Below are 19,857 nucleotides of genomic sequence, written 5' to 3'. Positions count from 1 at the left end.
GGTGTCACTGGGGGGTCGCCCCTGATGAGTGGTCTCGCCGGCTACCGGCACGGTGAGAGCGTCGTTCACCGGCTCCACCCGGTGACGAAGGTCACCCTGCTCGGCTGCTGTATCCTCGGCGCGTACCTCGCGCCACCGGTCGCTCTGGCGGCCCTGCTCGGCGTGCTCGTCGTCTCGAGCACCGTCGCGGGGGTCGCCCCGAGCGTCGGCCGCGCGGCACTGTCGATTCTCGTTCCGCTCGGCGTCGGGCTGCTCGCCGTTCACGGCTTCTTCCGCACCGGCTCGGGAGCCGTCCTCGTCACCGTTGGCCCGCTCACGCTCTGGCGCGACGGCGTCGTGTACGCCGTCTCGTTCCTCGGCGTCCTCGCCGCGTTCGTCCTCGCCGGCTTGCTGTTCGTCTCGACCGCCCACCCGAAGAAGCTGATGACGGGACTCACCGAGGCGGGCGTCCCGCGGAAACTCGGGTACGTGTTCGTCGCCTCGCTCCAGCTGGTCCCGGAGCTTCGACGGCGAGCAGAACGGATCGTCGACGCCCAGCGCTCGCGCGCTCTGGACACTCGGGGGTCGCTTCAGAGCCGGATACGGGCGCTCGTCTCCCTCCTCGGTCCGTTACTCATCGGCGCGCTCGTGGCGACACAGACCCGGTCGCTGGCGCTGGAGGCGCGCGGCTTCTCGCTCGATGGCCCGCGAACGTCGCTGTACACGCTCTCTGTGTCACCGCTCGACTGGGCGCTGCGCGTCGTCGGCATCGTCGGCGTCGTCGGCCTCGCGGGGTGGCGGCTGCTGTGACCGCGTTCTCGCTCGACGGCGTCACGTTCCGCTACCGCGACGGTGACAGCCCCGCGCTCCGTGAGGTCTCCGTCCAAGTCGACGGGGGCTCGTTCGTCGGCATCACCGGCCCGGCCGACGCAGGCAAGACGACGCTCTGTCGACTCCTGCCGGGGTTCGTTCCGCACTTTTTCACTGGCGACCTCACCGGTTCGGTCACGGTCGGCGACGTCGACGTTCCGTCGGCGAGCATCGCCGCACTCGGAGCGACGGTCGGCTACGTCTTCGAGAACCCCGCCGACCAGCTGACCGGCGCGGCGACGACGGTGCTAGAGGAGGTCGCTTTCGGGCTCGAACAGCGGGGTGTTCCGACTGACGCCCTCCGGCGGCGGTCGATGGACGAACTCGCCCGTGTGGGCGTCGCCGACCTCGCCGAGCGCGACCCACACTCTCTCTCTGGCGGGCAACTCCAGCGGGTCGCGGTGGCGAGCGTCCTCGCGCTCGACCCCAGCCTCCTGGTGCTGGACGAGCCGACGGCGGAACTCGACCCCGACGGGACCGACGCCGTCTTCGACGTGGCGAGCCGACTCCACCGCGAGGGCTACACGGTCGTCGTCGTGAGCCAGGACCTCCAGCGGCTGGCTCCCCGCGCCGACCGGCTCCTCGTCGTCGACGACGGGGCGGTCGTCCGCGACGGTCCGCCGGGCGACGTGCTCGCCGACCGCTCGCTCGACGACCGGCTCCGCGTCCCTCCGACGGTTCGCCTCGGCCGCGCGTTCCGCGACGACGGGCTCGTCCCGGCCGACCGACCCCTGCCGCTCACGGTCGAGGCGGCCGTCGACGAACTCCGGAGCCACGCGGACCTGGACACGGAGGATGGGACGACTCGGGCCCCGACCGACGGCGGTGGCGCGGTCGGGACGGCGAACGCCGAGCCGCTTGTTCGTCTCGACGACGTCCACCACACCTACGACGCGTCCGAGCGTGGGGAGGGCGTCGAGGCACTCCGGGGTATCGACCTCGCCGTGGACGGTGGGTGCGTCGCGCTCCTCGGCCCGAACGGAGCGGGCAAGACGACACTCGTGAAACACCTCAACGGGCTGCTCACTCCCACGACGGGCCGCGTTCTCGTCGACGGGACGGACACGCGAGAGACGCAGGTGTCGACCCTCGCCGCCGCCGTCGGGCTGGTCTTTCAGAACCCCGACGACCAGCTCTTTCACTCCCGCGTGGCCGACGAGGTCGGCTTCGGCCCGGAGAATCTCGGGGCCGCCGACGTCGACGCACGGGTCGACCGGGCGCTGAAACGGGTCGGGCTCGATGGACAGGGCGAGGCGGACACGTACGAACTCGGCCGCGCCGCACGCAAACGCGTCGCGCTCGCGTCCGTCCTCGCGATGGAGCCACGGGTGGTCGTCCTCGACGAGCCGACAGCCGGACAGGACGCCGCGGGCGTCGACCGGGTCGGGGATGTCGTCTCTACGCTCGTCGCCGACGGTCGGCTGGTGATCGTCGTCACCCACGACGTCGCGTTCGTCACCGACTACGCCGACCGTGTCGTCGTCCTCTCCGAGGGACGAGTGCTCGCGGACGGGACGCCGACCGCGGCGTTCACCGACGAGACGGTGACGGCTGCGTCGGGGGTCCAGGCGCCCGTTCCGACTCAGGTCGGTGCCGCGCTCGGCCTCCACGGCGTGGTGAGCGTCGACGACCTGCTCGCTCGCCTCCTCTGAGTGTCGGCCGGTGAAACGGCGTTGAACCGAACGGCGACCTCGACGAGGTCCGGCGGGAGAAGGTGGAGTCGATCGTCGAGCGGCGCGTGGACGTGCCCCAGTGGTGAATCTACCAGCAGGACTCGTCTTCCCGACGGCTGACACCGGCGAACAGCAGCCTATCGTCGGCTCCGGTCACGCCGACCGTCTCACCGCACCGTGAACCGCAGGAGGACGTACGAGTCTTCGCCGACGACCTCGCTCGGGTCCCGCCCGCCCGCGCCGTCCTTGTCGACCTCCACCGGGTTCCAGACGAGACGGATGGTCACTCCTTCCAACTCCCCGTCCCTGCTGAGGTGTATCGACTCGCCGGCCTCCCACGTCTCGCCGATCTGTACCTGGTCGTTCCCCTCGGTCACCTTCTCACCTGTCGTCTCACCCTCGGACCAGTAGTTCCCGGGCGTCCCCAGGTCGACCGGTTCGCTCGCGACGACCATCAGCTTCTTCGCTTCCAGCGGCTCCCCGCCGGTGAGCGTGATCTCGACCTCGTCGGACGACGTGCCGCGTTCGTGCTTCTGGTACTCGAACGTCGCTGTCGGTGACGGCGTCGGCTTGTCGACCGTCGCACCGAACGCGACCGAAAGCGTCGCCCCGAGTAGGACGACGACAGCGACCATGAATATCGTCGCGATGCCGGACGTGACCGCCCGGTCGCCTACGAGCTCGTCTGACACCATCCGAATCACTGTCACGGTCTTCGGGCGACTACTTAACGAGGCCGCCCCGGTTACCAGCTGTGATACTTTCTACCAGAAGGCGATTGGTTCGTTGTCCACGTGTGAGGCGAGGGGGGGTCGCAGGACGGCGACGCGCCGCACCGGTCGTGGTCCTGTCCGTCAGAACCGGTCGCTGGTCGTGACGTCGACACCACCGAGTACTAGTCGGTCCACCACGTGCCACAGGAGTGACGGCATCGCGACGTTGGGGAACGGTGGCGACACCCCACGCGACGCCGAGGTCGTGTGCTGACAGACCAGAACGGGACGCTTTTGCCTGTCTCGTCCGAATGCACGGTAAGAACGTGGCCATCACCGACAAGGTCTACCTCAAGAACCACCGCCAGATCGTCTCTCAGCTAGACACGTCCATCCCGAAAGGGGCGTTCAAGGGGGCGACCATCGAACTGCTCTACTCCGGTGAGGGTCTCTCGAAGGTCGACGACGCGACACGCGACCGCTTGCTGGACTTCGCGCAGGACTTCCTCGACTGCAAGGACGAGAACCAGCTCTACACGGGTTACCCCGAGCGGCAGTTCATCCGCTACCTGCTCGAACTCCGCGAGCAGGGGCTCGGCCCCGACGACATCGTCGACGTGATGGGCGACGAGTATATGCTCTACGCGTACCCGGGTGACGTCCTCTCGTTCTTGGACCAGGGGGTCCGGACGCTCGAGGCAGCCGAGACGCTCGCGGAGGTCGACGGGAACCCGCAGGCAGCACAGGAACTCGGCCGGGTGAAGCGGTCGCTCTCCGGCCGGCGCTGACCGACCCGTCGGCCGCCGACTCACCGGCGTTCCATCGCGAGGTACAAGACGGCGACGAGCGCCAGATACAGCGCCATCCCGCCGACGACGGCCCACGTGAGCGGGTTCTCGGTGTCGAAGTCCTCCCAGGCGCGGGCGACGCCGAGAAGCACCAGCGCGAAGCCGAGCAACTGGCTCTGGACGAGGACACGCGCCCCGCTCCAGCGGGGGTCGAGGACGACGACGCCGTTCACGACGCCGAAGAGCGCGAACCAGCCGGCAAGGACGCGCGCGGTCAGCGGCGAGACCGCCCACGGCCACGACTCGATCATCGGCCCGGGCGCGACGAACAGCGCGACGGCACTGAGTGTGATGACGAGGCCGAGCACCCCACCCACCACTCGTACCGGAGGTGGGAGGACGGCCTCGTCCGCGGCTCGCTCGCCGGACTGCGTCCGTCCGTTGTGCGCCCACACCGCGGGCACGAGCAACGGCGTCACGGCGTAGAGGACGACCCACAGGAAGAACGTGTGGTGGCTGTGGTTGAAGTTCGCCCAGTGGAGGACCGTCGCGACGGCCATGAACCACGTGAACGTCGTGATGCCGAGGAAGACCGGGGCGACGGTGTGCCACTCGTCGGCGGTCGAGACCCGATAGAAGAAGTAGACCCCGGCACCGTAGCCCGCCCCCATGACGATGGGCGTCATCTCGGGGCGGATGGTCCACGCGAAGAACTCGGTCGTCCGCGCCGGGACTCCGTAGAGGACGACGAACGCCGCGGCGAGAAACGGCACGATGGCGCGAGCGACCCACCGAGTGAGCGGGAGGACGCGGTCGTCACGAACACCGACCGCTCGCTCCCCCCGAACCGCCTCTCCCCCGTTCGACGCCATCGGCTCTCGAGAAGAGTTCGACACGCACTGACATACGTGTTCCTACTGACAGCTCCCGCGACCGAACCGGTCGCGACGCGACGGGCTGTCGGGCTAGCCGAGACGGAACGAGGGCTCGTCGCGCTCGCCGCTGTCGAGGTCTTCGAGCTGGATGACCTCGTTGTCGTCTTGGGCTTCGACCTGTTCGCGGAGGTAGTTGACGTACCCTTTGTGCTCTTCGAGCTGTTCGCGGAGGTGTTCGGCCTCGAGTTCGAGCCGCTCGTGCTCGCGGATGAAGCTCTTCGGCACCTTCACCTTCGGCGGGAAGCTCTCGGAGTCGTCGTCGCTCTGCTGGAGCTGTTTGAGCTCGTGTTCGGGGACGACTCTCACTTGACCGTCGTGGGCAACGAGCGTGTCGACGTAGTCGCGGAAGACGGCGGACAGCGAGATGTCCCGCTCTTCGGCGATCTCTCGGAGCGTCTCGAAGGAGTCCTCGTTGACGCGGAAGGAGATCGTTTTGTTCTTGTTGCCCATGACTGTGTCTGCCTCGGTATGGACGCGCGTCGTACTTAATGGTTCGTCAGACAATCGCACGTTTCGCACAGCGATCCGGACTCTCACTCGCTCTCCGGGAGGCGAGCGACGGCGGCGACCCCACTGAGGGCGAGCACCCCGCCGACCCCGAACGCCGTGGTCCACGAGGCGACGTCGACGAGCCACCCGGCCGCGACCGGTGCGACGAGCGCGCCGGCGATCGAGAGCGTCATCAACACCGCGAGACTCGTCCCGCCGGAGGCCGGCGGTGACACCTCCTCGACGTAGACGTAGAAGACGCCCGTGCCGAGCTGTGAGCCGACTCCCGCGAGTAGCAGCGCGGCCGCGAACCAGACCACGGACGTCGCGACGGCGGCGACGACGAGCGCCGGAATCACCAGCACGAAGGCCGCGATGATGACCGGTCGGCGACGCCCACCGAGACGGTCGGAGAGCCAGCCGCCGCCCGGTCGGGCGAGCAGTCCCATCGCGGGGACGATGGCAGAGAGCACGCCGGCGGTCGCGAGGTCGACGCTGACGGCCTCGGCGGCGTAGGTCGGCATCCACGAGTTGAAGAAGACGAACAGCGAGTACGCACAGAAACTGCTCGTCGCGATTGCCAGCACTCGCTTGTCACTGAGCGCCGTCGCGAAGCCCGAGAGCGAGAGCGCCGACTCGTTCCGGATGGGGTCGTCGAGCGCCCAGAGGAAGGGGACGACCCCGGCGATGGTGACGACGGCGTACGCGGCGACGACGCCCCGCCAGCCGACGACGGTCTGCAGCGGCGGGCCGGCCACCTGTGCGAGCGTCGCTCCCGCGGGCGCGCTCGTGACGAACAGGCTCGTCCCGACCGCCCGCCGCGCCTGGGGGAACGACTGTGCGACGATGTTGGCGTTCGCCGTCCAGAGGAACACCGCCGTCGCGCCACCGACGAATCGCGTCACCAAGAACGCCGGATACGTCGGTGCGAACGGGCCCACGACGGCGGCACCGACGAACACTGCGATGCCGACCCACACGAGCACCCGGTTGTCGTACCGGTCCATCAGGAGTCCGCTGGGAATCTGAAACAGCACCCACCCGAGGAAGACGACGCTGATGGACAGCCCGGCCGCCGGCTTGTCGATGGCGAACGCCTCGACGAAAAACGAGATGATGCTCGCGGGGGCGAAGAGGTACGCGTTGAACCCCGTCGCCACGAGGAAACACCCCGCGAGCACGACCCACGGACGCCGCGCCGATGTCGACTCGGCAGTCATGCTGACACGTCCCTCGGCGGGTGACTAAACAGCGCGGGTTGCGGGCACGTGTGCCTGTGCTGGTCTCGCCGCAGTCACCTCTCGGCGACAGTCACGTCGAACCAGCCGCGTGGCGGTGCCGACGTCGACGCCTACGCCGGCGGGGCGTCGGTGTCGAGTTCGCCCGTCTCGTCGAGGCTCTGCAGCGCCGTGATGGCCTCACTGCGGTACTGGTCGACGGGCAGGTCGTAGTGTTCTTTCGCCATCCGGGCGTACTGGTTGCCCTCGTCGTCGAAGGCGCGGACGCGTTCGAGCGTGCGCTGGGCGGTCTCGACCACCCAGCGGTCGCGCGTGCCGGCGTCGACTTCGGTGATGGACTCGGGGCGGACGCTCACGATGACGCCGTCGCCGTCTTCGGGCTCGTACGTCCGCGGCTTCCCGACGATGGCCACGTACGACGGCGCGTCGAGGTCGCGGAGCGCGGCGGCGGCTTCGGGCTGGTACTGTCCGGCGTAGACGAAGAACGTCCCCGTCGGGTCGACGATGCGGCCGCGCCAGTACTCGGAGTCGTCGCCGATGTCCTCCTTCTCGGTGAGGGTCCCGACGAGGAACACCCGGTTGGCCTTCTCTCCGGTGGGGAGGAGTAAGTAGACGGGGGCGCGCTCGTCGTCCGATTCACTGAACGTGTAGCTGGCGTCGTTGAACTCGCTGGCGAAGACGCGGCGGGCGACTTCGCGGGTGGGGATTGACTGGCTCATTTAACTCGACCTCGCATCCGACAGCAGGGCACTCGCATCCGCGGCCGCGGGCGCGGAAAGCTGTTCGAACTCGTCGACGAGCAGGTAGCGGCCGAACGTCGGGCCGCGCACCCGGTAGTACCGGCCGAGCACGTCGGTCCGCATGTCCTCGGCGACGACGGTGGTGTCGAGGGCGTCCATCGCCCGCTGTTTCGCCTCCTCGAGCGTGACGCCGGTCAACTCCTCGGTCATCTCGCGACCGAAGATGACCTCGTGGACGTCGGCACCGTCGTCGAGGACGCCCTTGATGCGGAGGTCGAACTCACCGTCGACGTTCCCGTGCTCGGAGCACCGGCCGTTCTGGAGCACCCGCGTACAGTCTTCCTCGGGGCAGCGCTTGATCAGCCCGGACCCGGACTGGATGTCGACCAGCGCGCCCTCGGCCTCGCTGGAGTCGTCGCCGACCTCGACCTCCTCGTCGAGTTCGGTGATGGTCGTCGTCCGGTTGAGCTTGACCGAGAAGTTCCCCTGGTACTCGTCGGTGACGACGTTCGAGAGTTTGTACGACTTTCCTTCCTCCAACTCGGGCAGGTCCGAGGTGGTGAAGGCGACGAACTTCTTCGTCCCGGACTCGTCGCCGACGAGGCCGACCTGCGAGATGGAGTCGCTACGGGGCTCCCAGAGGTCGACGAGCTTCACGGTGATGTCGACCCACTGTTCGTCGGCGTCGATGTCGCCGAGCTTCACCTCCTGGGTGCCGCCGCGGCCGAGGTCGTCACGCTCCATCCCCGCTTCGTCGAGGTAGCTGTTGGTGACGCTCCGCCGCGCCTCGTCGACGGGGACCCGGTACTCGTTGACGAGGTTGTCCAGGCGCTCTTCGACCTCGTCCGCCGTGAGGTCCAGATGGTCTGAAAACTGCGATGCAATCTCTTCCGCGTGGGTACGCAAATCGCTCATGGTTGACTCGCCTCCGCTTCGTTTTCAATGGGAGGCGTACGTCGATTGGTTCCCGATGATATAAAAAGTTCTGTAGGCGAAGCGAAAGTGAAAACCGTGTGACGACGCCTGATTTGTCTCACTTCCCGACGACCAGTTCGGCCACCACGGGGCAGTGGTCCGACGGCGGGCGACCGTCCCAGTGGTCGGCGACGACGGCGTGTTGTCGCACGGTGACGTCGCCGGCGACGAACACGTGGTCGATCTTCGTGTCGGGTGGGCCGTGGAACCGCTCGAAGGTCACTGTCGGCCCGTGATGTGGGTGCTCGGAGGCGTCCATCGCGTCGGTGAGTACCGGCCCCGGGTCCCCCTCGACGTCCGCATCGCCTCCGGCACCCGTGAGCACCCGATACGGCTCTGAGCCGGGCGTGCAGTTGAAGTCACCGAGGACGGCGACCGGGACGGTCAGCGCCGACTCGTCGGTCGCGCCACCGAGTTCACCGACGAGCCGCCGAAGCTGTCTGGCGCTCTGCACCCGCGCCGTCTCGCTCTCGTGGTCGAAGTGGGTGTTACAGACGACGAGCGGAGCCCCGTCGACGACGAGGCGTGCCCACGTCACGAGCCGCGGCTTGCTCGCGGTGGGATAGGAACTCCCCGGCTGCCCCGGCGACTCGGAGAGCCAGACGGTGCCGTGGCGCTCGCGTTCGACCCGCGCCGTCCGCCAGCCGAGCGGGCAGTGTTCGCCCTCGGAGCCGCCGTTGTTCCGTCCGACACCCTCCCAGGTGTACTCGGGGAGCTGCTCACGGAGGGACGCGTACTGGTGGTGCAACGGTTCCTGGAGGCCGACGACGTCCGGCGCGTGGTACCGAACGACGCTCGCGACCAGCGGCCGGCGGTGTTCCCACGCGTGGTCGCCGTCCGCGGCGGTGTCGTAGCGGACGTTGAACGTCATCACCCGACACCGAACTCCGGTCATACTCCTCACTCGCCCCGACTCGACTTGAAACGTCGCCCACCGACCCGGAGCCAACGTTGAAACCCTCGCCCGCCGACCGTTCCGTATGAACGACTCCGGCGAGGACGACCGGTTCGCCCGGTTCGTCCGCACGACGTTCCGACGGGCCGGCCGGCGCTACGCGGAGGCGAAACGCGCCTACCGCGAGGGCCGCGACTGGTCGACGACGTTCGACCTTCCGACCGACGACGAGGGGCGCGCTCGGTTGGTCTGTCGCCGCTACGCCGAGCGCCGGGCCGTCCCGGTCGACAGCGAGGGTCGCCCCGCCTGTTTCGAGGTCGACCACGTCGACTGTGAGGGCTGTGCAGAGGACGTCAGAGAGGGGGTGGTCGAGACGTGGTGACCTCGGCTCCCGTCGTCGCCCTCGTCCTCGCCGGCGGGACGGGGTCGCGGCTCTATCCCGCCTCGCGCTCGACCCGCCCGAAACAGTTCCTCCCCCTGCTGGGCGAGGAGACGCTCCTCGAACGCACCGTCGACCGGGCCTCGTTCGCCGACCACGTCGTCGTGAGCACCCGTCCCGAACTCGAAGCGGACGTCCGTGACCTCGTGCCCGGGGCCGAGGTCGTCGTCGAACCCGTGGGTAAAGACACCGGGCCCGCGCTCGCGTACGCGACCCACTGTATCGGCGAGCGGTACGGCGACGACGCCGTCGTGGTCGTCCTCCCGAGCGACCACACCGTCGGCGACGTGGGCCGGTTCACGGAGACGCTCGAACGCGGCGCAGAGGTCGCCCGCGCGGCGGACAGACTGGTCGCCTTCGGCGTCGACCCGACCCGGCCCGAGACGGGCTACGGCTACATCGAACCCGGCCGCGAGCACGACGGCTTCGCCGACCTCGACGCGTTCCACGAGAAACCCGACGCCGAGACCGCGGCCAGGTACATCGAGGCGGGCTACCTGTGGAACGCCGGGATGTTCGCGTGGCGGGTGGAGACGTTCCGCGCGGCCGCGGACGACTCCCCGCTCGCCCCGCTCGTGCGGGCGCTCGACGACGGCGACGTCGCCGGCGGATTCGACGCCGTCGAGCCGACGAGCGTCGACTACGCGGTGATGGAACGCGTCTCCGACGCGGCCGTCGTCCCGCTCGAGGTGCCCTGGGACGACCTGGGGTCGTGGGACGCCCTCGCCCGGTTGCTCCCCGCGGACGACGACGGGAACGTCGTTCACGCCGGGACCGACGTCGGCGAAGCGGGTCACGAGACCGACGGCTCCGAGGCCGATGCGGCCCTGTTCGTCGACAGCGGCGACAACGTGGTCGTCTCCGACGGCCCGCATGTCTCGCTAGCCGGCGTCGACGGCCTCGCCGTCGTCGCGTGGGACGACCGGGTCCTCGTCGTTCCCAAAGCATCGGCTCAGCGGGTCCGAGACGTGGTGTCGATGCTGAAGCAACAGGGGCGGTTCTAGTCCGCCGACTCACTGCTTGCGCTCGACGCCGGGAACGGCGTCGAAGTCGACGTACTGCGCGTAGGCGTAGGTGACCCCGAACACCGACCCGAGCGCCAGTACCGCCCCGACGAGCAAGACGGGGTCGACGCGAACGAGCGCCCCCGAGAGGACGAGCAGGGGGAGCGCGACACCACCGAGGAGTTTCACCCGAGCGTAGAGACCGCCGGTGTCTGCCATCGTCACTGTTCCGTCGACCGACGGACGCGGACGTCGCCGGCGCTCGTCACGCCGACCAGGATGGACTCGCGGACCTCCCGACCCTGGACGGCCTCCCCCGCCGCGTCGCTCACGGCCTTCATCAGGTCCGGTGCCGTGTAGGTCACCTTCACGCCCGCCTCGTCACACGCGTCGTACACGAGTTTCGGCACGTCGTAGAGGTCGGTGCCGACGTCGAGTTCGACTCGCACGGGAGCCGACAGCGCCTCCGCGAAGGCGACCGTCTCGCGGGCCTTCTCGACGTTCGAGCGGGCGCTGGCCTCGATGCTCGAGACGTTCGCACGCGAGGTTCCGATGTGGTCGGCGATGGTCGTCTGGCGCACCCCCTGCTCGCGGAGCAAGAGCACCTCTGCCTGCCGCCGCGTCAGGACGCTCGTCTCGGGGTCGAACCCCGCCCGGTCGAGGAGGGCGTCGATGTCGATATCGAGGTCGCTCGCGCCGCTGTCGCCGGCGTCGGCGGCTCCCGTGTCGTCCATACTGGATACAACGAGGCGTCGGAGAAAAAGACAGCGCGTCGACTGTGTCTGGTGGAGCGGGTGAGTGGGTTCTGTCGTCGATTCGAGACTTCGCGGTCGGCTACTTCCCCCAGAAGTTGTCGCGACTCCCGAGCGCCTCACGACGGTTCCGCCCGCCGCGCCGGCCGCCCCGCTCGGGGCCGGTGTCGCTCTCGCTCGTCTCGTCGGCCTCGTCGTCGGCTTCGAGGGGCATCTTCTCGATGACCTTCTTGGCGAGTGCGTGGTTCGACTTCACCCGGTCGATACGGACGATCGCGCGGCACTCGGGCAACAGTCCGTCGACGAGCACGATGAACCCGTCGTCGGTCCGGCCGACCCCGGCACCGCTCTCGTGGATGTCCGTCACCTCGATTTCGATCTCTTCGCCGGCTTTCACCGGCTGCTGTTTCAACTCGTAGATCGGCATGTTGTAGCTGTCACACCACTCGGCGCCGCCCTTGTCGCCGAAGTACTGACAGCCCATCCCCGCAATGCGCTCGGAGAACCGCGGGCACTCGTCCGCCAGTGGACAGTCGGGCATGCGGTGGAGTACTCGGGGGGCGCTCTAAACGCTTGCGCCCCGCGTGTCGACGCCTGTCACGCCTCGGTTCCGCTCGCCGAACGGATGGATTCACCTCCTGGGCGTGCGCCGTGAATTCAGCGGCCCGTGGTTCGCCGTGCCTCCTGACTTATCATGGAAAAAACATTATGTGGGTCGGCCGCGTCCGTTCGTTCGATGGGGGAGTACTGGACGAATCTACCGACGACGGCACCGACGGACGCGTCGTCGTCACGACTGCGTCGTGTCCGGCACGGACGGCTGTCGGCCGTCCGTCGGCCATGACGACGGACGCCGCCCCGCTCGGCCGCTGTCCGGAGTGTGGTCGGTCGGTGCCGAGCGGGTGGGCGCTCATCGAGTACGAACGCGCGAACGGCGAACAGGGCGTCTTCGCCGAGTGTCCGTCCTGTGAGTCGGTCATCCGACCGGAGTAGCGGGACGGAACGGCTTTGTGCCGCTCTTCCTACCCTCCGGTATGGACGCTTCCCCCGAGACGAACCGCCACGTCCCGGAGTTCGCGCTCGTCACCGGTGCGTTCCTCTCGCTTTCGTTCCTCGTCGCCGGGCTCGCGCTCACGGGTGACGTCGTTCGCACCCTGTTGACGTCGGTGGTCATCCTCTACCCGTTCGCCGCCTACTCGACCACTCACAGCGCCGACCCCACGACCGTCCTCCCGCCCCGACTCACTTCGCTCGCCGCGCTCGTCACCGGCGTCGTCCTCGCCGGCGCGGTGCTGGTCGACGCGGAGCCGTCCCGCCTCGCCCGTGAGGTCCCCTACGCGCTGTTCCTCGGCGCTCTCGTCGTCCTCCCGGCGGCGGCGTACCACGTCTCCGCGGGTGACGCGGCCGACAGACTCAATCCGCTCACCTCGCCGCAGACGCTCCTCGCGACGACGCTCGTCGCCATCGGCCTCTTCGCATACGCCCTCCTGGTCGGCGGCGTGCCGTTCGCGGCGGCGACGGCACTCGCGTCCGTCCTCGCCGGCGGTCTCTACGCCCGTGCACGGGGCGAGCGACTCACTCCCCGCACGCGCCGCCGATTCGTTGCCGGCGGTGCCGCCGGTGGCGTCCTCGTCGTCCTCGTCGGCCTCCTCCGCGGAACTGCACTGGAGTCGTGGGTCCTCGTCGGCCTCTGTCTCGCCGCCGCACCGACGTTCTTCTACGCCCTCACGGCGCCCGAGCGCGCCTGAGTGTGGGGAAAGCCTCTATATCCCAGCCGCCCTCTGCGTATGCGTACCGATGACACGCACAGTCCCGCCGCGCCGGCCGGCCGGCCGCGGCTTCCGGGCCCGGTCGCGGCCGCGCCGCCCCGGACGGCCGTGACCGCCGACACCGACGCGGTCGTCGACGCACACCTCGCTCGACTCGACGCCGCGACCCGCCGCGCCTTCGTCGCCGACCTGTGGGCCGTCCGCGGGTTCGAGACGACCGTCGACGACGACGTCGTGGTCGCTCGCCGCCGTGCCGAGTCGCTGGTGCTTTACCCCGTCCCGCCGCGCCGTCTCGGTCACCGCCGTCGTGTCCCTCGCCCTGCCCCCGAAGTCGACGTCGTCGTCGCGTTCGACGAGCCCCCGGCGTGGGCGACTGCGGCGAACGACGTGCGTGTGCTCGACGCCACGGGCCTCCGCGAGATGCTCCGGTACGCGCTCGACTCCGCCGACGCCGAGTCGCTCTACCGACGCTACCTGGGTGGTTCCCCCGAGACCCTCCCGCGACCACTCTCACTCCGTGCCCGAGACCGGGTCGACGCGATTCACGGCGTTGAGGAGTCCATCGGCGTCACGACAGTCGCCGCCCTCCTCGCGGTCGTCGTCCTCGTCTTCGCCGTGAACGGCGCGCTGGTCGCCGCCGACGGGTCCGACCCGCTCGTCGGCGCGGCGAGTCTCTCGGAGCCGACCGACGACCGCGGTCCAGTGACGCCCGAACCGACGGCGACACCCTCGACGAGCGCCACGGCCGACACCGACGACCCGGACGTGGGGTCGCTCGCCACGGTCCCGGGCCTCGGTCCCGACGGCGTGACGAACCTGACCGCGCTCGCCGTCGCCCACGACCGAGAACTCGGCGTCAACTACACGCTCTGGACCGACCGCTACCGGCCACAGAACGGCGTCCCCGACGCGCCGCGGACCCAGCGGGACACCGACATCGCCGTCGCGGGCGACCGGTACCTCGTCGAGGAGACGTTCGAGACCGGCGACGACAGGCGGCTCACCCGCATCGTCTACTTCGACGGCACCGACTGGTACGTCGACGACCGCACGACGGCGGCGGCGAGCGTCCGCTGGATCAACGGCAGCAAGGGCGACGTCGCCCCCGACCCTCATCGCCTCCGCCGTACGCTCGTCACGCGCTATCTGGCGACCCCGACCACCGACGTGACAGAGCGCATCGAGGTCGGCCGCGAAACCCGCTATCGACTCGAAGGGACGGGCACGCCGCCCGCCTTCCAGGCCGAGGTGTACAACTACAGCGTCGTCGCGTTCGTCGGCGAGCACGGCCTGGTCCACGAGGCGACCGTCGAGTTCACTGTCGTCACCGTCGAGGGGAGCTACCGGTTCCGCTTCGAGTGGACCTACGGCCAGTTCGACGCGACGACGGTCGCGGAACCGGCGTGGCTCCATCTGGCCCGCCCGCCGAGTGACTCGTCGGGCGGCGGGTCGGCCGCGAACGCGACGGTGACGACGACGGCGAGGGCGTGACCGGAGCGGCCGCTCACTCGCTTCGCACCGCTCCGAAGCCGGAGCGAAAGAACCTCCGCTCAGGCTAACGGCGTTCGCTCGACGACCGTCCCGTCGACGGTGGGGTACTGCTCGACGATTTCGCCCTCCGGCAGGTCGCCCTCCTCGATCATCTCTTCGAGGAGCCACCACGCCACCTCGACGTGCTCGGACTTGACCGTGTAGAACTCCTCGGGGACGCCGAGCGCATCCAACTCCTCGGGCGAGACCCACGTCTTCCCGTAGACGAGGGTGCCGTCGTCGGTTACCTCGTCGAACGGGCGGCGGAGGTTGCGAGCCATCCGCTTCAGCCGACGGCGGTGCTGGGCGGCGTCTTTGAACACCGAGGTGCAGAAGTAGACCCGCTCGTGGCTGCCCATCACGTCGAGTATCTCCTCTTTCGGCGACTCGACCGCGCTCATGTGCCCGTCGCGGAGTTCGAAGCCCTCCTCTTGCATCCGGCGGAAGTTCCCATCGCTCATCTCGAACTCGTTGATGTTACAGAAGTCCGCGGCCCCCTCGTCGAGGAACTCCAGGAACTCCGGCTCGGCGCGGATGCCGGGAATCTCGAACGCCGGGGTGAGGCCTTCCTCGCGCGCGATGTAGAGAATCTCCTCCCACTCGGTTCCGTGGAGGTCGCCCCACTGTTCGAGCGGCGGGTGGAACCGAATCTCGTCGAGGCCCGCCTCCGAGAGTCGGCGCATGTTCTCTCGCCCGCCCGTAATCCCCGTGTAGAGGTGCGTGTGGTGGTCCTCGCCGAACTCCTCCTTCAGCAGCGAGAGGTAGTGACAGGTCTTGTCGAGCGCCTCCTGTGGCTCCCCGCCGGTGATGGAGGTGCCGAGCGCGTCCATCCGCTTGGCCTCGGTGAGGACGTCCTCGTCCGACTCGACCGCGCGCTCGTTGGCGTACACCTGCGTGACGTTCTTTCGGTTCTCGCCCAGCGGGCAGTAGAAACAGTCGCGCTGGTCGCAGTAGCCGTAGACGAACAGGACCATCTTCCCACCCTTGGCGCACTGCTCACAGCCCTTCGAGATCATTCAGTACCGAACCTAGGAGTCCGAACGGTCAAAAACGGTGCGACTTGCCGCGACCAGCAGCGACCCTCGTTCTGACCTGCGTCGAACCTGGTGAACGCTCTGTCACTGCTCGTTTGTCGATCCCGTGCTAAGTACAGGGAGCGCATTCACCACTGGCAGAGCCGAAAACGGCGTCGGCTCACCCCATCCAGCCGGTCATGTACAGCTCTCTATCAGTTCAATCGAGTGTGACGCGGAGTCCGGTCTCGTGTTCGATGTTATCAGTGACCGGACACCGCTCTTTGACTGCCGAAAGCCAGGCGTCGAGGTCAGCGTCGCCCTCTGCCTCGACCGAGAGGGATACGTCGAGTCCTTGCAAACCTGGACGGTCCTCGGAGTCCTTGCCCAGATACCTCGCGTAGTTCACATCCCCCTCGACCGTTGCCTCAAGCGACACGATATCAATCTCCATGTCGCGGGCGACCATCGTCCCGGTCGAGTTGAGACAGGCCAAGACGGATCCGAGGAGATTCTCGACGGGATTCACGTCGTGTCCGACGACGAACTCCCCGTCGTCAGTCGTCACTCGGGTCCGGTGCGGACTGACACGCGAAGCACTGACTTCGTAGTGGGTTCGTTTGGAGTCACCCATACGAGTGTCATCTCAGTTGAGTGCAGTATACTTTGGGACCCCAACCGGTCTCCTTCGAGCAAACCGCCCGGTGGGTACACCTGCCGCAAGAGTTGCGTGAATCCACTGGATTCGGCGTGCCGAGACGGCCGCCGGTGGGTACTTGCTGAGCGCCGGCCCCACGCGCTATCGCAGTCATGCCAGTATCCACCAAAATCGAACAGTTGCGAGCGATGCTGCCGCATACAGAGCGCAAGTCGGTCACGCGAGACTGGTTGTTACTGAACCAGTCATATCGGTCGGTACAAACGGACTCCTAACCATTCAATCAGCGTAATTTATAATCCAGTGACAGTTTGACCGAAATGTATGTCAGACTGGTCCCCACCTTCGATCCCACGCAATTGGCTCGTTGCAATAGCGGTGTTCTACATACTTTTCCTCGCGTATTCGATACTCATCGCGGGGCAGCTGTTACTGGGTATCTTGCCCGGTTTCGTAATCGTGCTTCTGTACTTCCTTTGGAGAGGTCTCATGGCCGTGGAAGCAATTGCCGACGCTCAACAACGTCTGGCATCTCAACAAGACGAGAACCAATAGACACGCACCTGCACTCTACTAGCCAACTCAGAGCTACCCTCTCAAAATAAACGAATCCGCCGTGCTGAACCCACCCTCTGTCTGTGTCACGCCGATTCTGACAGCAGTTAGTGATGTTTCAGCGGACGCGCTGAACAGCGCGCGCGTACTGGCACCGAATTCCAGTACGTGTCCCGGAAGATGGAGTTCTGCCACCGAAAACCGGACCCGTCACTCGTAGATTCGGGTGCTGCGACTTCGAGTCAGACCGTCACGAGACACTACTCTCACGGAGAGCACTCAAGAACGAATCCTCCCAGGCAACTCCGCATCCCCACTCAGTCCACGACTGGGTCGTCCACCTCACCTTTGTGGACCCAGACCGTCGAAATTCGGGTCCCCTCGACGCTCATCACCTCGACAACGTATCCGGCAACCTCGACGCGATCGCCACGTTCTGGCGCACGGTCGAGGTGTTCGAGTACCAGTCCACCGATCGTCTCGACCTCGTCACTCGTGAACTCCCCCTCGATCAGGTCGTTGACCTTCGACAACGGGACGCTGCCGTCGATGTCGTACCCGTCGTCGTGCTGGCGAATCGACGGCTCACGCTCGTCCACGTCGAACTCGTCTCGGAGGTCTCCGACGAGCGCCTCGACGACGTCTTCGACCGTTGCCATCCCCTCGAACGCCCCCCACTCGTCGATAACGGCGGCCATCTGCTGTTGGTCTTCCCTGAACTGTCTCAGGAGGTCGCTCAGTGCCATCGTCTCGGGGACGATGAGAATCTCGCGGGCGATGTCGCCGACTGACTCGGCCTCTCCGCCCTCTACCTCCGCTCGTAAAACGTCTTTCACGTCGACGAATCCGACCACCTGGTCGCCGTCGTCGGCATCGAGAACCGGATAGCGCGTGTGACCAGCTTCGAGGACGACCGACTGGAGGTCAGAGAGCGAGGCATCCGCCGGAACGCTCACCACGTCCGGTCGTGGAACCATGACCTCCCGCACCACGATGTCGTCGAGGTCGAAGACACGCTCGATCATCGTCACTTCCGCAACGTCGATGTCCCCTTCCTCGCCGGACCGGGTCAGGACCCGAAGGAGTTCCCGTTCGCCGAGCGTCTCGTCCGTTTCGGAAGCGGGTGGCACGCCGAGTGCTCGCGTGAACGCGTTGGCAGCCCCGTTGAAGACGACGATTCCCGGATAGAGGAGGTAGTAGAACACCTTCATCGGCGGGGCGAGAAACAGAGAGAGTCGCTCGGTCTGGGCGATTGCGAGCGTCTTCGGCGCGAGTTCTCCGAAGACGACGTGGAGGAACGTGATGAAACTAAAGCCGACCGCGAAGGCGACCAGATGGATGAGCCCCGCCGGGAGAATCGGTGCCAGCACGGGCTCGATGAGCGACGCCACGGCCGGTTCGCCGACCCACCCCAATCCGAGCGAGGCGATGGTGATCCCGAGTTGTGTCGTCGCGAGATAGTCGTCGAGATCCGCCATCACCTCCTGGAGCGTCCCCGCGCCGGGGCGCCCCTCCTCGGCAAGTTGTTCGACCGATGTCCCTCGTATCCGTACGAAGGCGAACTCTGCAGCGACGAAAAAGCCGTTGAGTACCACGAGAGCCAGCGCAACGACGACCTGTGCCAGCGAGAGCGCGACGTTTACCATCGATGGGGCTGGAAGCCACGGCTACTTGTTTGTCGTCTGTCCATACCCCTGCCTCTCGTTCCACCTACTAAAATCGTTTAAATCACCTCCAGACGCGAAGTGGCTGTCAGGAGTACCGAACCAGGCCTCCCTCGCTTGACCGAGACTGTCCTGTCCCAGCGCTCTGTGTTAGATTCACTCGAAATCTATTGCACATAACTCTTCAGGCTGGCGTCCGGGGGACAGAACGCATGCCCACGTCCTCGGACGAGTCGTCCGTCGACACGCATGGTGTGACGACGTGGGAGCCGCGAACGCTCGGTGACCGGCTCTCCGTCGCGATGTACGAAACGCTCGCCGCCAACTGGCGCGTCCTCGTCGTCGCACTCGCCGCACTCGTACTGCTCGGACAGTTCTTCGTGGCGTTCGGCCTGTTCGCCACGGACCCCTTCCTGGCCGTGTTCTCGGCCGTGTCGGTGATTCCGGCGCTCCTCCTCGTCTGGTACATCCGCCGACAAGACGTCGACCCCGAACCGGTCGGGACGCTCGCGGTCACGTTCGTCCTCGGGGGACTGCTCGCGAGTTTCGCCGCCCTCGTCAACACCGCCGCCGGGACTGTCTTCCGACAGATTCCCGTCGTCGGCTCCATCCTCCTGTTCTTCCTCGTCGTCGGCCCCGGCGAGGAACTGGTCAAGTGGCTGGCCGTCCGCCTGTACGCGTACGACCGCTCCGAGTTCGACGCCGTCATCGACGGGGCGATGTACGGCGCGGCCGCCGGCCTGGGATTCGCCTCCATCGAGAACGTCATCTACATCGCACAGAACGCGCTGACGGCCATCCAGAGCGGCGGGCCGGTCCTCGCGGCCACCATCCCGACCACTGTCGCCCGCTCGCTCGCCGGCCCCGGGCACGTCCTGTACTCCGCCTTCGCGGGCTACTATCTCGGCCTCGCGAAGTTCACCGACGACCACTACGGCCCGCTCGTAGTGAAGGGCCTGCTCGTCGCCGCGCTGCTGCACGGGACGTACAACTCGCTCACGACGATTCTCCCCCGAGTACTGCCGATGAGCGGCCTCACCACGTTCGCGTTCATCGTTCTCTGGGACGGCGTGTTGCTCTTCCTGCTCGTGCGCAAACTCCGGCGCTACCGTGCGGCCGTCGCGGCGGGGGACGCGGCGACCGACCGTCCGCAGGCGGCGAGCGCCGACGACTGACGC

General features: G+C 67.4%; 22 protein-coding genes. 9 read left to right on the top strand and 13 right to left on the bottom strand.

Features of this window, described 5'->3' with window-relative positions; all coding sequences use genetic code 11:
• Positions 1-24: 24 nt before the first annotated feature.
• The gene (locus E6N53_RS14580) at positions 25-789 is read left to right on the top strand and encodes an energy-coupling factor transporter transmembrane component T family protein (protein ID WP_142860303.1); all 765 of its coding nucleotides are present in this window, start codon (positions 25-27) and stop codon (positions 787-789) included.
• Entirely contained in the window at positions 786-2,501 is a 1,716-nt protein-coding gene (locus E6N53_RS14575) for an ABC transporter ATP-binding protein (RefSeq protein WP_142860302.1), read from the top strand. Before E6N53_RS14580 ends, E6N53_RS14575 begins: the two co-directional genes overlap by 4 nt.
• Before the next feature lie 188 nt (positions 2,502-2,689).
• Here E6N53_RS14575 and E6N53_RS14570 read toward each other — a convergent pair whose 3' ends face one another.
• Positions 2,690-3,214 (bottom strand): type IV pilin domain-containing protein, encoded by a 525-nt coding sequence (locus E6N53_RS14570; protein WP_161596568.1) that lies wholly within the window; start codon positions 3,212-3,214, stop codon positions 2,690-2,692.
• 347 nt (positions 3,215-3,561) lie between these two features.
• Between E6N53_RS14570 and E6N53_RS14560 the strand changes: the two genes are divergently transcribed.
• Positions 3,562-4,023 (top strand): DUF5814 domain-containing protein, encoded by a 462-nt coding sequence (locus E6N53_RS14560; RefSeq protein ID WP_136603201.1) that lies wholly within the window; start codon positions 3,562-3,564, stop codon positions 4,021-4,023.
• A gap of 20 nt (positions 4,024-4,043) precedes the next feature.
• On the opposite strand, the gene E6N53_RS14555 is transcribed toward E6N53_RS14560, so the two are convergent.
• The 6 genes from E6N53_RS14555 to E6N53_RS14530 all read right to left on the bottom strand — a co-directional run bounded on the left by E6N53_RS14555 (position 4,044) and on the right by E6N53_RS14530 (position 9,295).
• On the bottom strand, positions 4,044-4,895 hold the full coding sequence (locus E6N53_RS14555) for a hypothetical protein (protein ID WP_142860300.1): 852 nt from the start codon (positions 4,893-4,895) through the stop codon (positions 4,044-4,046).
• 93 nt (positions 4,896-4,988) lie between these two features.
• The gene (locus E6N53_RS14550; RefSeq protein ID WP_142860299.1) at positions 4,989-5,408 is read right to left on the bottom strand and encodes a DUF8146 domain-containing protein; all 420 of its coding nucleotides are present in this window, start codon (positions 5,406-5,408) and stop codon (positions 4,989-4,991) included.
• 83 nt (positions 5,409-5,491) lie between these two features.
• Positions 5,492-6,667, bottom strand: a complete 1,176-nt coding sequence (locus E6N53_RS14545) for an MFS transporter (RefSeq protein WP_142860298.1) — start codon at positions 6,665-6,667, stop codon at positions 5,492-5,494.
• Between the two features lie 131 nt (positions 6,668-6,798).
• A complete protein-coding gene (locus tag E6N53_RS14540; RefSeq protein ID WP_136590814.1) occupies positions 6,799-7,404 on the bottom strand; it encodes an RPA family protein in 606 nt (201 codons plus the stop codon).
• Positions 7,405-8,340, bottom strand: a complete 936-nt coding sequence (locus tag E6N53_RS14535) for a replication factor A (RefSeq protein ID WP_142860297.1) — start codon at positions 8,338-8,340, stop codon at positions 7,405-7,407.
• 118 nt (positions 8,341-8,458) lie between these two features.
• Positions 8,459-9,295 carry an endonuclease/exonuclease/phosphatase family protein gene (locus tag E6N53_RS14530; RefSeq protein WP_142860296.1) on the bottom strand — a complete coding sequence of 279 codons (837 nt, stop codon included), beginning with the start codon at positions 9,293-9,295 and terminating at the stop codon, positions 8,459-8,461.
• An 85-nt stretch (positions 9,296-9,380) separates the two neighbouring features.
• Between E6N53_RS14530 and E6N53_RS14525 the strand changes: the two genes are divergently transcribed.
• Entirely contained in the window at positions 9,381-9,677 is a 297-nt protein-coding gene (locus tag E6N53_RS14525; RefSeq protein WP_136590812.1) for a DUF7091 family protein, read from the top strand.
• Complete coding sequence (locus E6N53_RS14520; protein ID WP_142860295.1) at positions 9,674-10,738, top strand: mannose-1-phosphate guanylyltransferase; 1,065 nt, start codon at positions 9,674-9,676, stop codon at positions 10,736-10,738. The genes E6N53_RS14525 and E6N53_RS14520 overlap by 4 nt, the downstream gene beginning before the upstream one ends.
• Before the next feature lie 9 nt (positions 10,739-10,747).
• Here E6N53_RS14520 and E6N53_RS14515 read toward each other — a convergent pair whose 3' ends face one another.
• The 3 genes from E6N53_RS14515 to E6N53_RS14505 form a co-directional block, all read right to left on the bottom strand.
• On the bottom strand, positions 10,748-10,957 hold the full coding sequence (locus E6N53_RS14515; protein ID WP_136590810.1) for a hypothetical protein: 210 nt from the start codon (positions 10,955-10,957) through the stop codon (positions 10,748-10,750).
• A gap of 2 nt (positions 10,958-10,959) precedes the next feature.
• Positions 10,960-11,472: a Tfx family DNA-binding protein gene (locus tag E6N53_RS14510; protein WP_136603194.1), complete on the bottom strand. Its 513-nt coding sequence runs from the start codon at positions 11,470-11,472 to the stop codon at positions 10,960-10,962.
• 100 nt (positions 11,473-11,572) lie between these two features.
• Complete coding sequence (locus E6N53_RS14505) at positions 11,573-12,031, bottom strand: TRAM domain-containing protein (protein WP_136590808.1); 459 nt, start codon at positions 12,029-12,031, stop codon at positions 11,573-11,575.
• A 167-nt stretch (positions 12,032-12,198) separates the two neighbouring features.
• On the opposite strand from E6N53_RS14505, the gene E6N53_RS14500 reads away from it, so the two are divergent.
• Genes E6N53_RS14500 through E6N53_RS14490 form a run of 3 tightly spaced genes read left to right on the top strand, consistent with a single transcriptional unit; the run spans position 12,199 to position 14,750 of the window.
• The gene (locus tag E6N53_RS14500; protein ID WP_142860294.1) at positions 12,199-12,483 is read left to right on the top strand and encodes a DUF7837 family putative zinc-binding protein; all 285 of its coding nucleotides are present in this window, start codon (positions 12,199-12,201) and stop codon (positions 12,481-12,483) included.
• A 41-nt stretch (positions 12,484-12,524) separates the two neighbouring features.
• Positions 12,525-13,238 carry a hypothetical protein gene (locus E6N53_RS14495; protein ID WP_142860293.1) on the top strand — a complete coding sequence of 238 codons (714 nt, stop codon included), beginning with the start codon at positions 12,525-12,527 and terminating at the stop codon, positions 13,236-13,238.
• A 39-nt stretch (positions 13,239-13,277) separates the two neighbouring features.
• Positions 13,278-14,750: a hypothetical protein gene (locus E6N53_RS14490; RefSeq protein ID WP_142860292.1), complete on the top strand. Its 1,473-nt coding sequence runs from the start codon at positions 13,278-13,280 to the stop codon at positions 14,748-14,750.
• A gap of 59 nt (positions 14,751-14,809) precedes the next feature.
• Here the strand turns inward: E6N53_RS14490 and E6N53_RS14485 are convergent, their stop codons facing one another.
• The 3 genes from E6N53_RS14485 to E6N53_RS14475 form a co-directional block, all read right to left on the bottom strand.
• On the bottom strand, positions 14,810-15,805 hold the full coding sequence (locus tag E6N53_RS14485) for a radical SAM protein (RefSeq protein ID WP_142860291.1): 996 nt from the start codon (positions 15,803-15,805) through the stop codon (positions 14,810-14,812).
• Between the two features lie 217 nt (positions 15,806-16,022).
• Complete coding sequence (locus E6N53_RS14480) at positions 16,023-16,370, bottom strand: OsmC family protein (RefSeq protein ID WP_201741156.1); 348 nt, start codon at positions 16,368-16,370, stop codon at positions 16,023-16,025.
• 962 nt (positions 16,371-17,332) lie between these two features.
• Positions 17,333-18,661: a hemolysin family protein gene (locus E6N53_RS14475; protein WP_142860289.1), complete on the bottom strand. Its 1,329-nt coding sequence runs from the start codon at positions 18,659-18,661 to the stop codon at positions 17,333-17,335.
• Positions 18,662-18,891: 230 nt separating this feature from the next.
• Between E6N53_RS14475 and E6N53_RS14470 the strand changes: the two genes are divergently transcribed.
• Positions 18,892-19,854, top strand: a complete 963-nt coding sequence (locus E6N53_RS14470) for a PrsW family intramembrane metalloprotease (protein WP_142860288.1) — start codon at positions 18,892-18,894, stop codon at positions 19,852-19,854.
• The last annotated feature ends 3 nt before the right edge of the window (positions 19,855-19,857 follow it).

The sequence above is a fragment of the Salinigranum halophilum genome, from assembly GCF_007004735.1.
Lineage (GTDB): Archaea > Halobacteriota > Halobacteria > Halobacteriales > Haloferacaceae > Salinigranum > Salinigranum halophilum.
This window is presented reverse-complemented; position numbering and strand designations above follow the sequence as displayed.

Coding starts and splice junctions, on each gene's coding strand:
- E6N53_RS14525 (WP_136590812.1), top strand. CDS start 9,381: ATGAACGACTCCGGCGAGGACGACCGGTTCGCCCGGTTCGTCCGCACG.
- E6N53_RS14550 (WP_142860299.1), bottom strand. CDS start 5,408: ATGGGCAACAAGAACAAAACGATCTCCTTCCGCGTCAACGAGGACTCC.
- E6N53_RS14490 (WP_142860292.1), top strand. CDS start 13,278: ATGCGTACCGATGACACGCACAGTCCCGCCGCGCCGGCCGGCCGGCCG.
- E6N53_RS14505 (WP_136590808.1), bottom strand. CDS start 12,031: ATGCCCGACTGTCCACTGGCGGACGAGTGCCCGCGGTTCTCCGAGCGC.
- E6N53_RS14540 (WP_136590814.1), bottom strand. CDS start 7,404: ATGAGCCAGTCAATCCCCACCCGCGAAGTCGCCCGCCGCGTCTTCGCC.
- E6N53_RS14530 (WP_142860296.1), bottom strand. CDS start 9,295: ATGACCGGAGTTCGGTGTCGGGTGATGACGTTCAACGTCCGCTACGAC.
- E6N53_RS14470 (WP_142860288.1), top strand. CDS start 18,892: ATGCCCACGTCCTCGGACGAGTCGTCCGTCGACACGCATGGTGTGACG.
- E6N53_RS14545 (WP_142860298.1), bottom strand. CDS start 6,667: ATGACTGCCGAGTCGACATCGGCGCGGCGTCCGTGGGTCGTGCTCGCG.
- E6N53_RS14515 (WP_136590810.1), bottom strand. CDS start 10,957: ATGGCAGACACCGGCGGTCTCTACGCTCGGGTGAAACTCCTCGGTGGT.
- E6N53_RS14485 (WP_142860291.1), bottom strand. CDS start 15,805: ATGATCTCGAAGGGCTGTGAGCAGTGCGCCAAGGGTGGGAAGATGGTC.
- E6N53_RS14495 (WP_142860293.1), top strand. CDS start 12,525: ATGGACGCTTCCCCCGAGACGAACCGCCACGTCCCGGAGTTCGCGCTC.
- E6N53_RS14475 (WP_142860289.1), bottom strand. CDS start 18,661: ATGGTAAACGTCGCGCTCTCGCTGGCACAGGTCGTCGTTGCGCTGGCT.
- E6N53_RS14510 (WP_136603194.1), bottom strand. CDS start 11,472: ATGGACGACACGGGAGCCGCCGACGCCGGCGACAGCGGCGCGAGCGAC.
- E6N53_RS14580 (WP_142860303.1), top strand. CDS start 25: ATGAGTGGTCTCGCCGGCTACCGGCACGGTGAGAGCGTCGTTCACCGG.
- E6N53_RS14535 (WP_142860297.1), bottom strand. CDS start 8,340: ATGAGCGATTTGCGTACCCACGCGGAAGAGATTGCATCGCAGTTTTCA.
- E6N53_RS14555 (WP_142860300.1), bottom strand. CDS start 4,895: ATGGCGTCGAACGGGGGAGAGGCGGTTCGGGGGGAGCGAGCGGTCGGT.
- E6N53_RS14500 (WP_142860294.1), top strand. CDS start 12,199: ATGTGGGTCGGCCGCGTCCGTTCGTTCGATGGGGGAGTACTGGACGAA.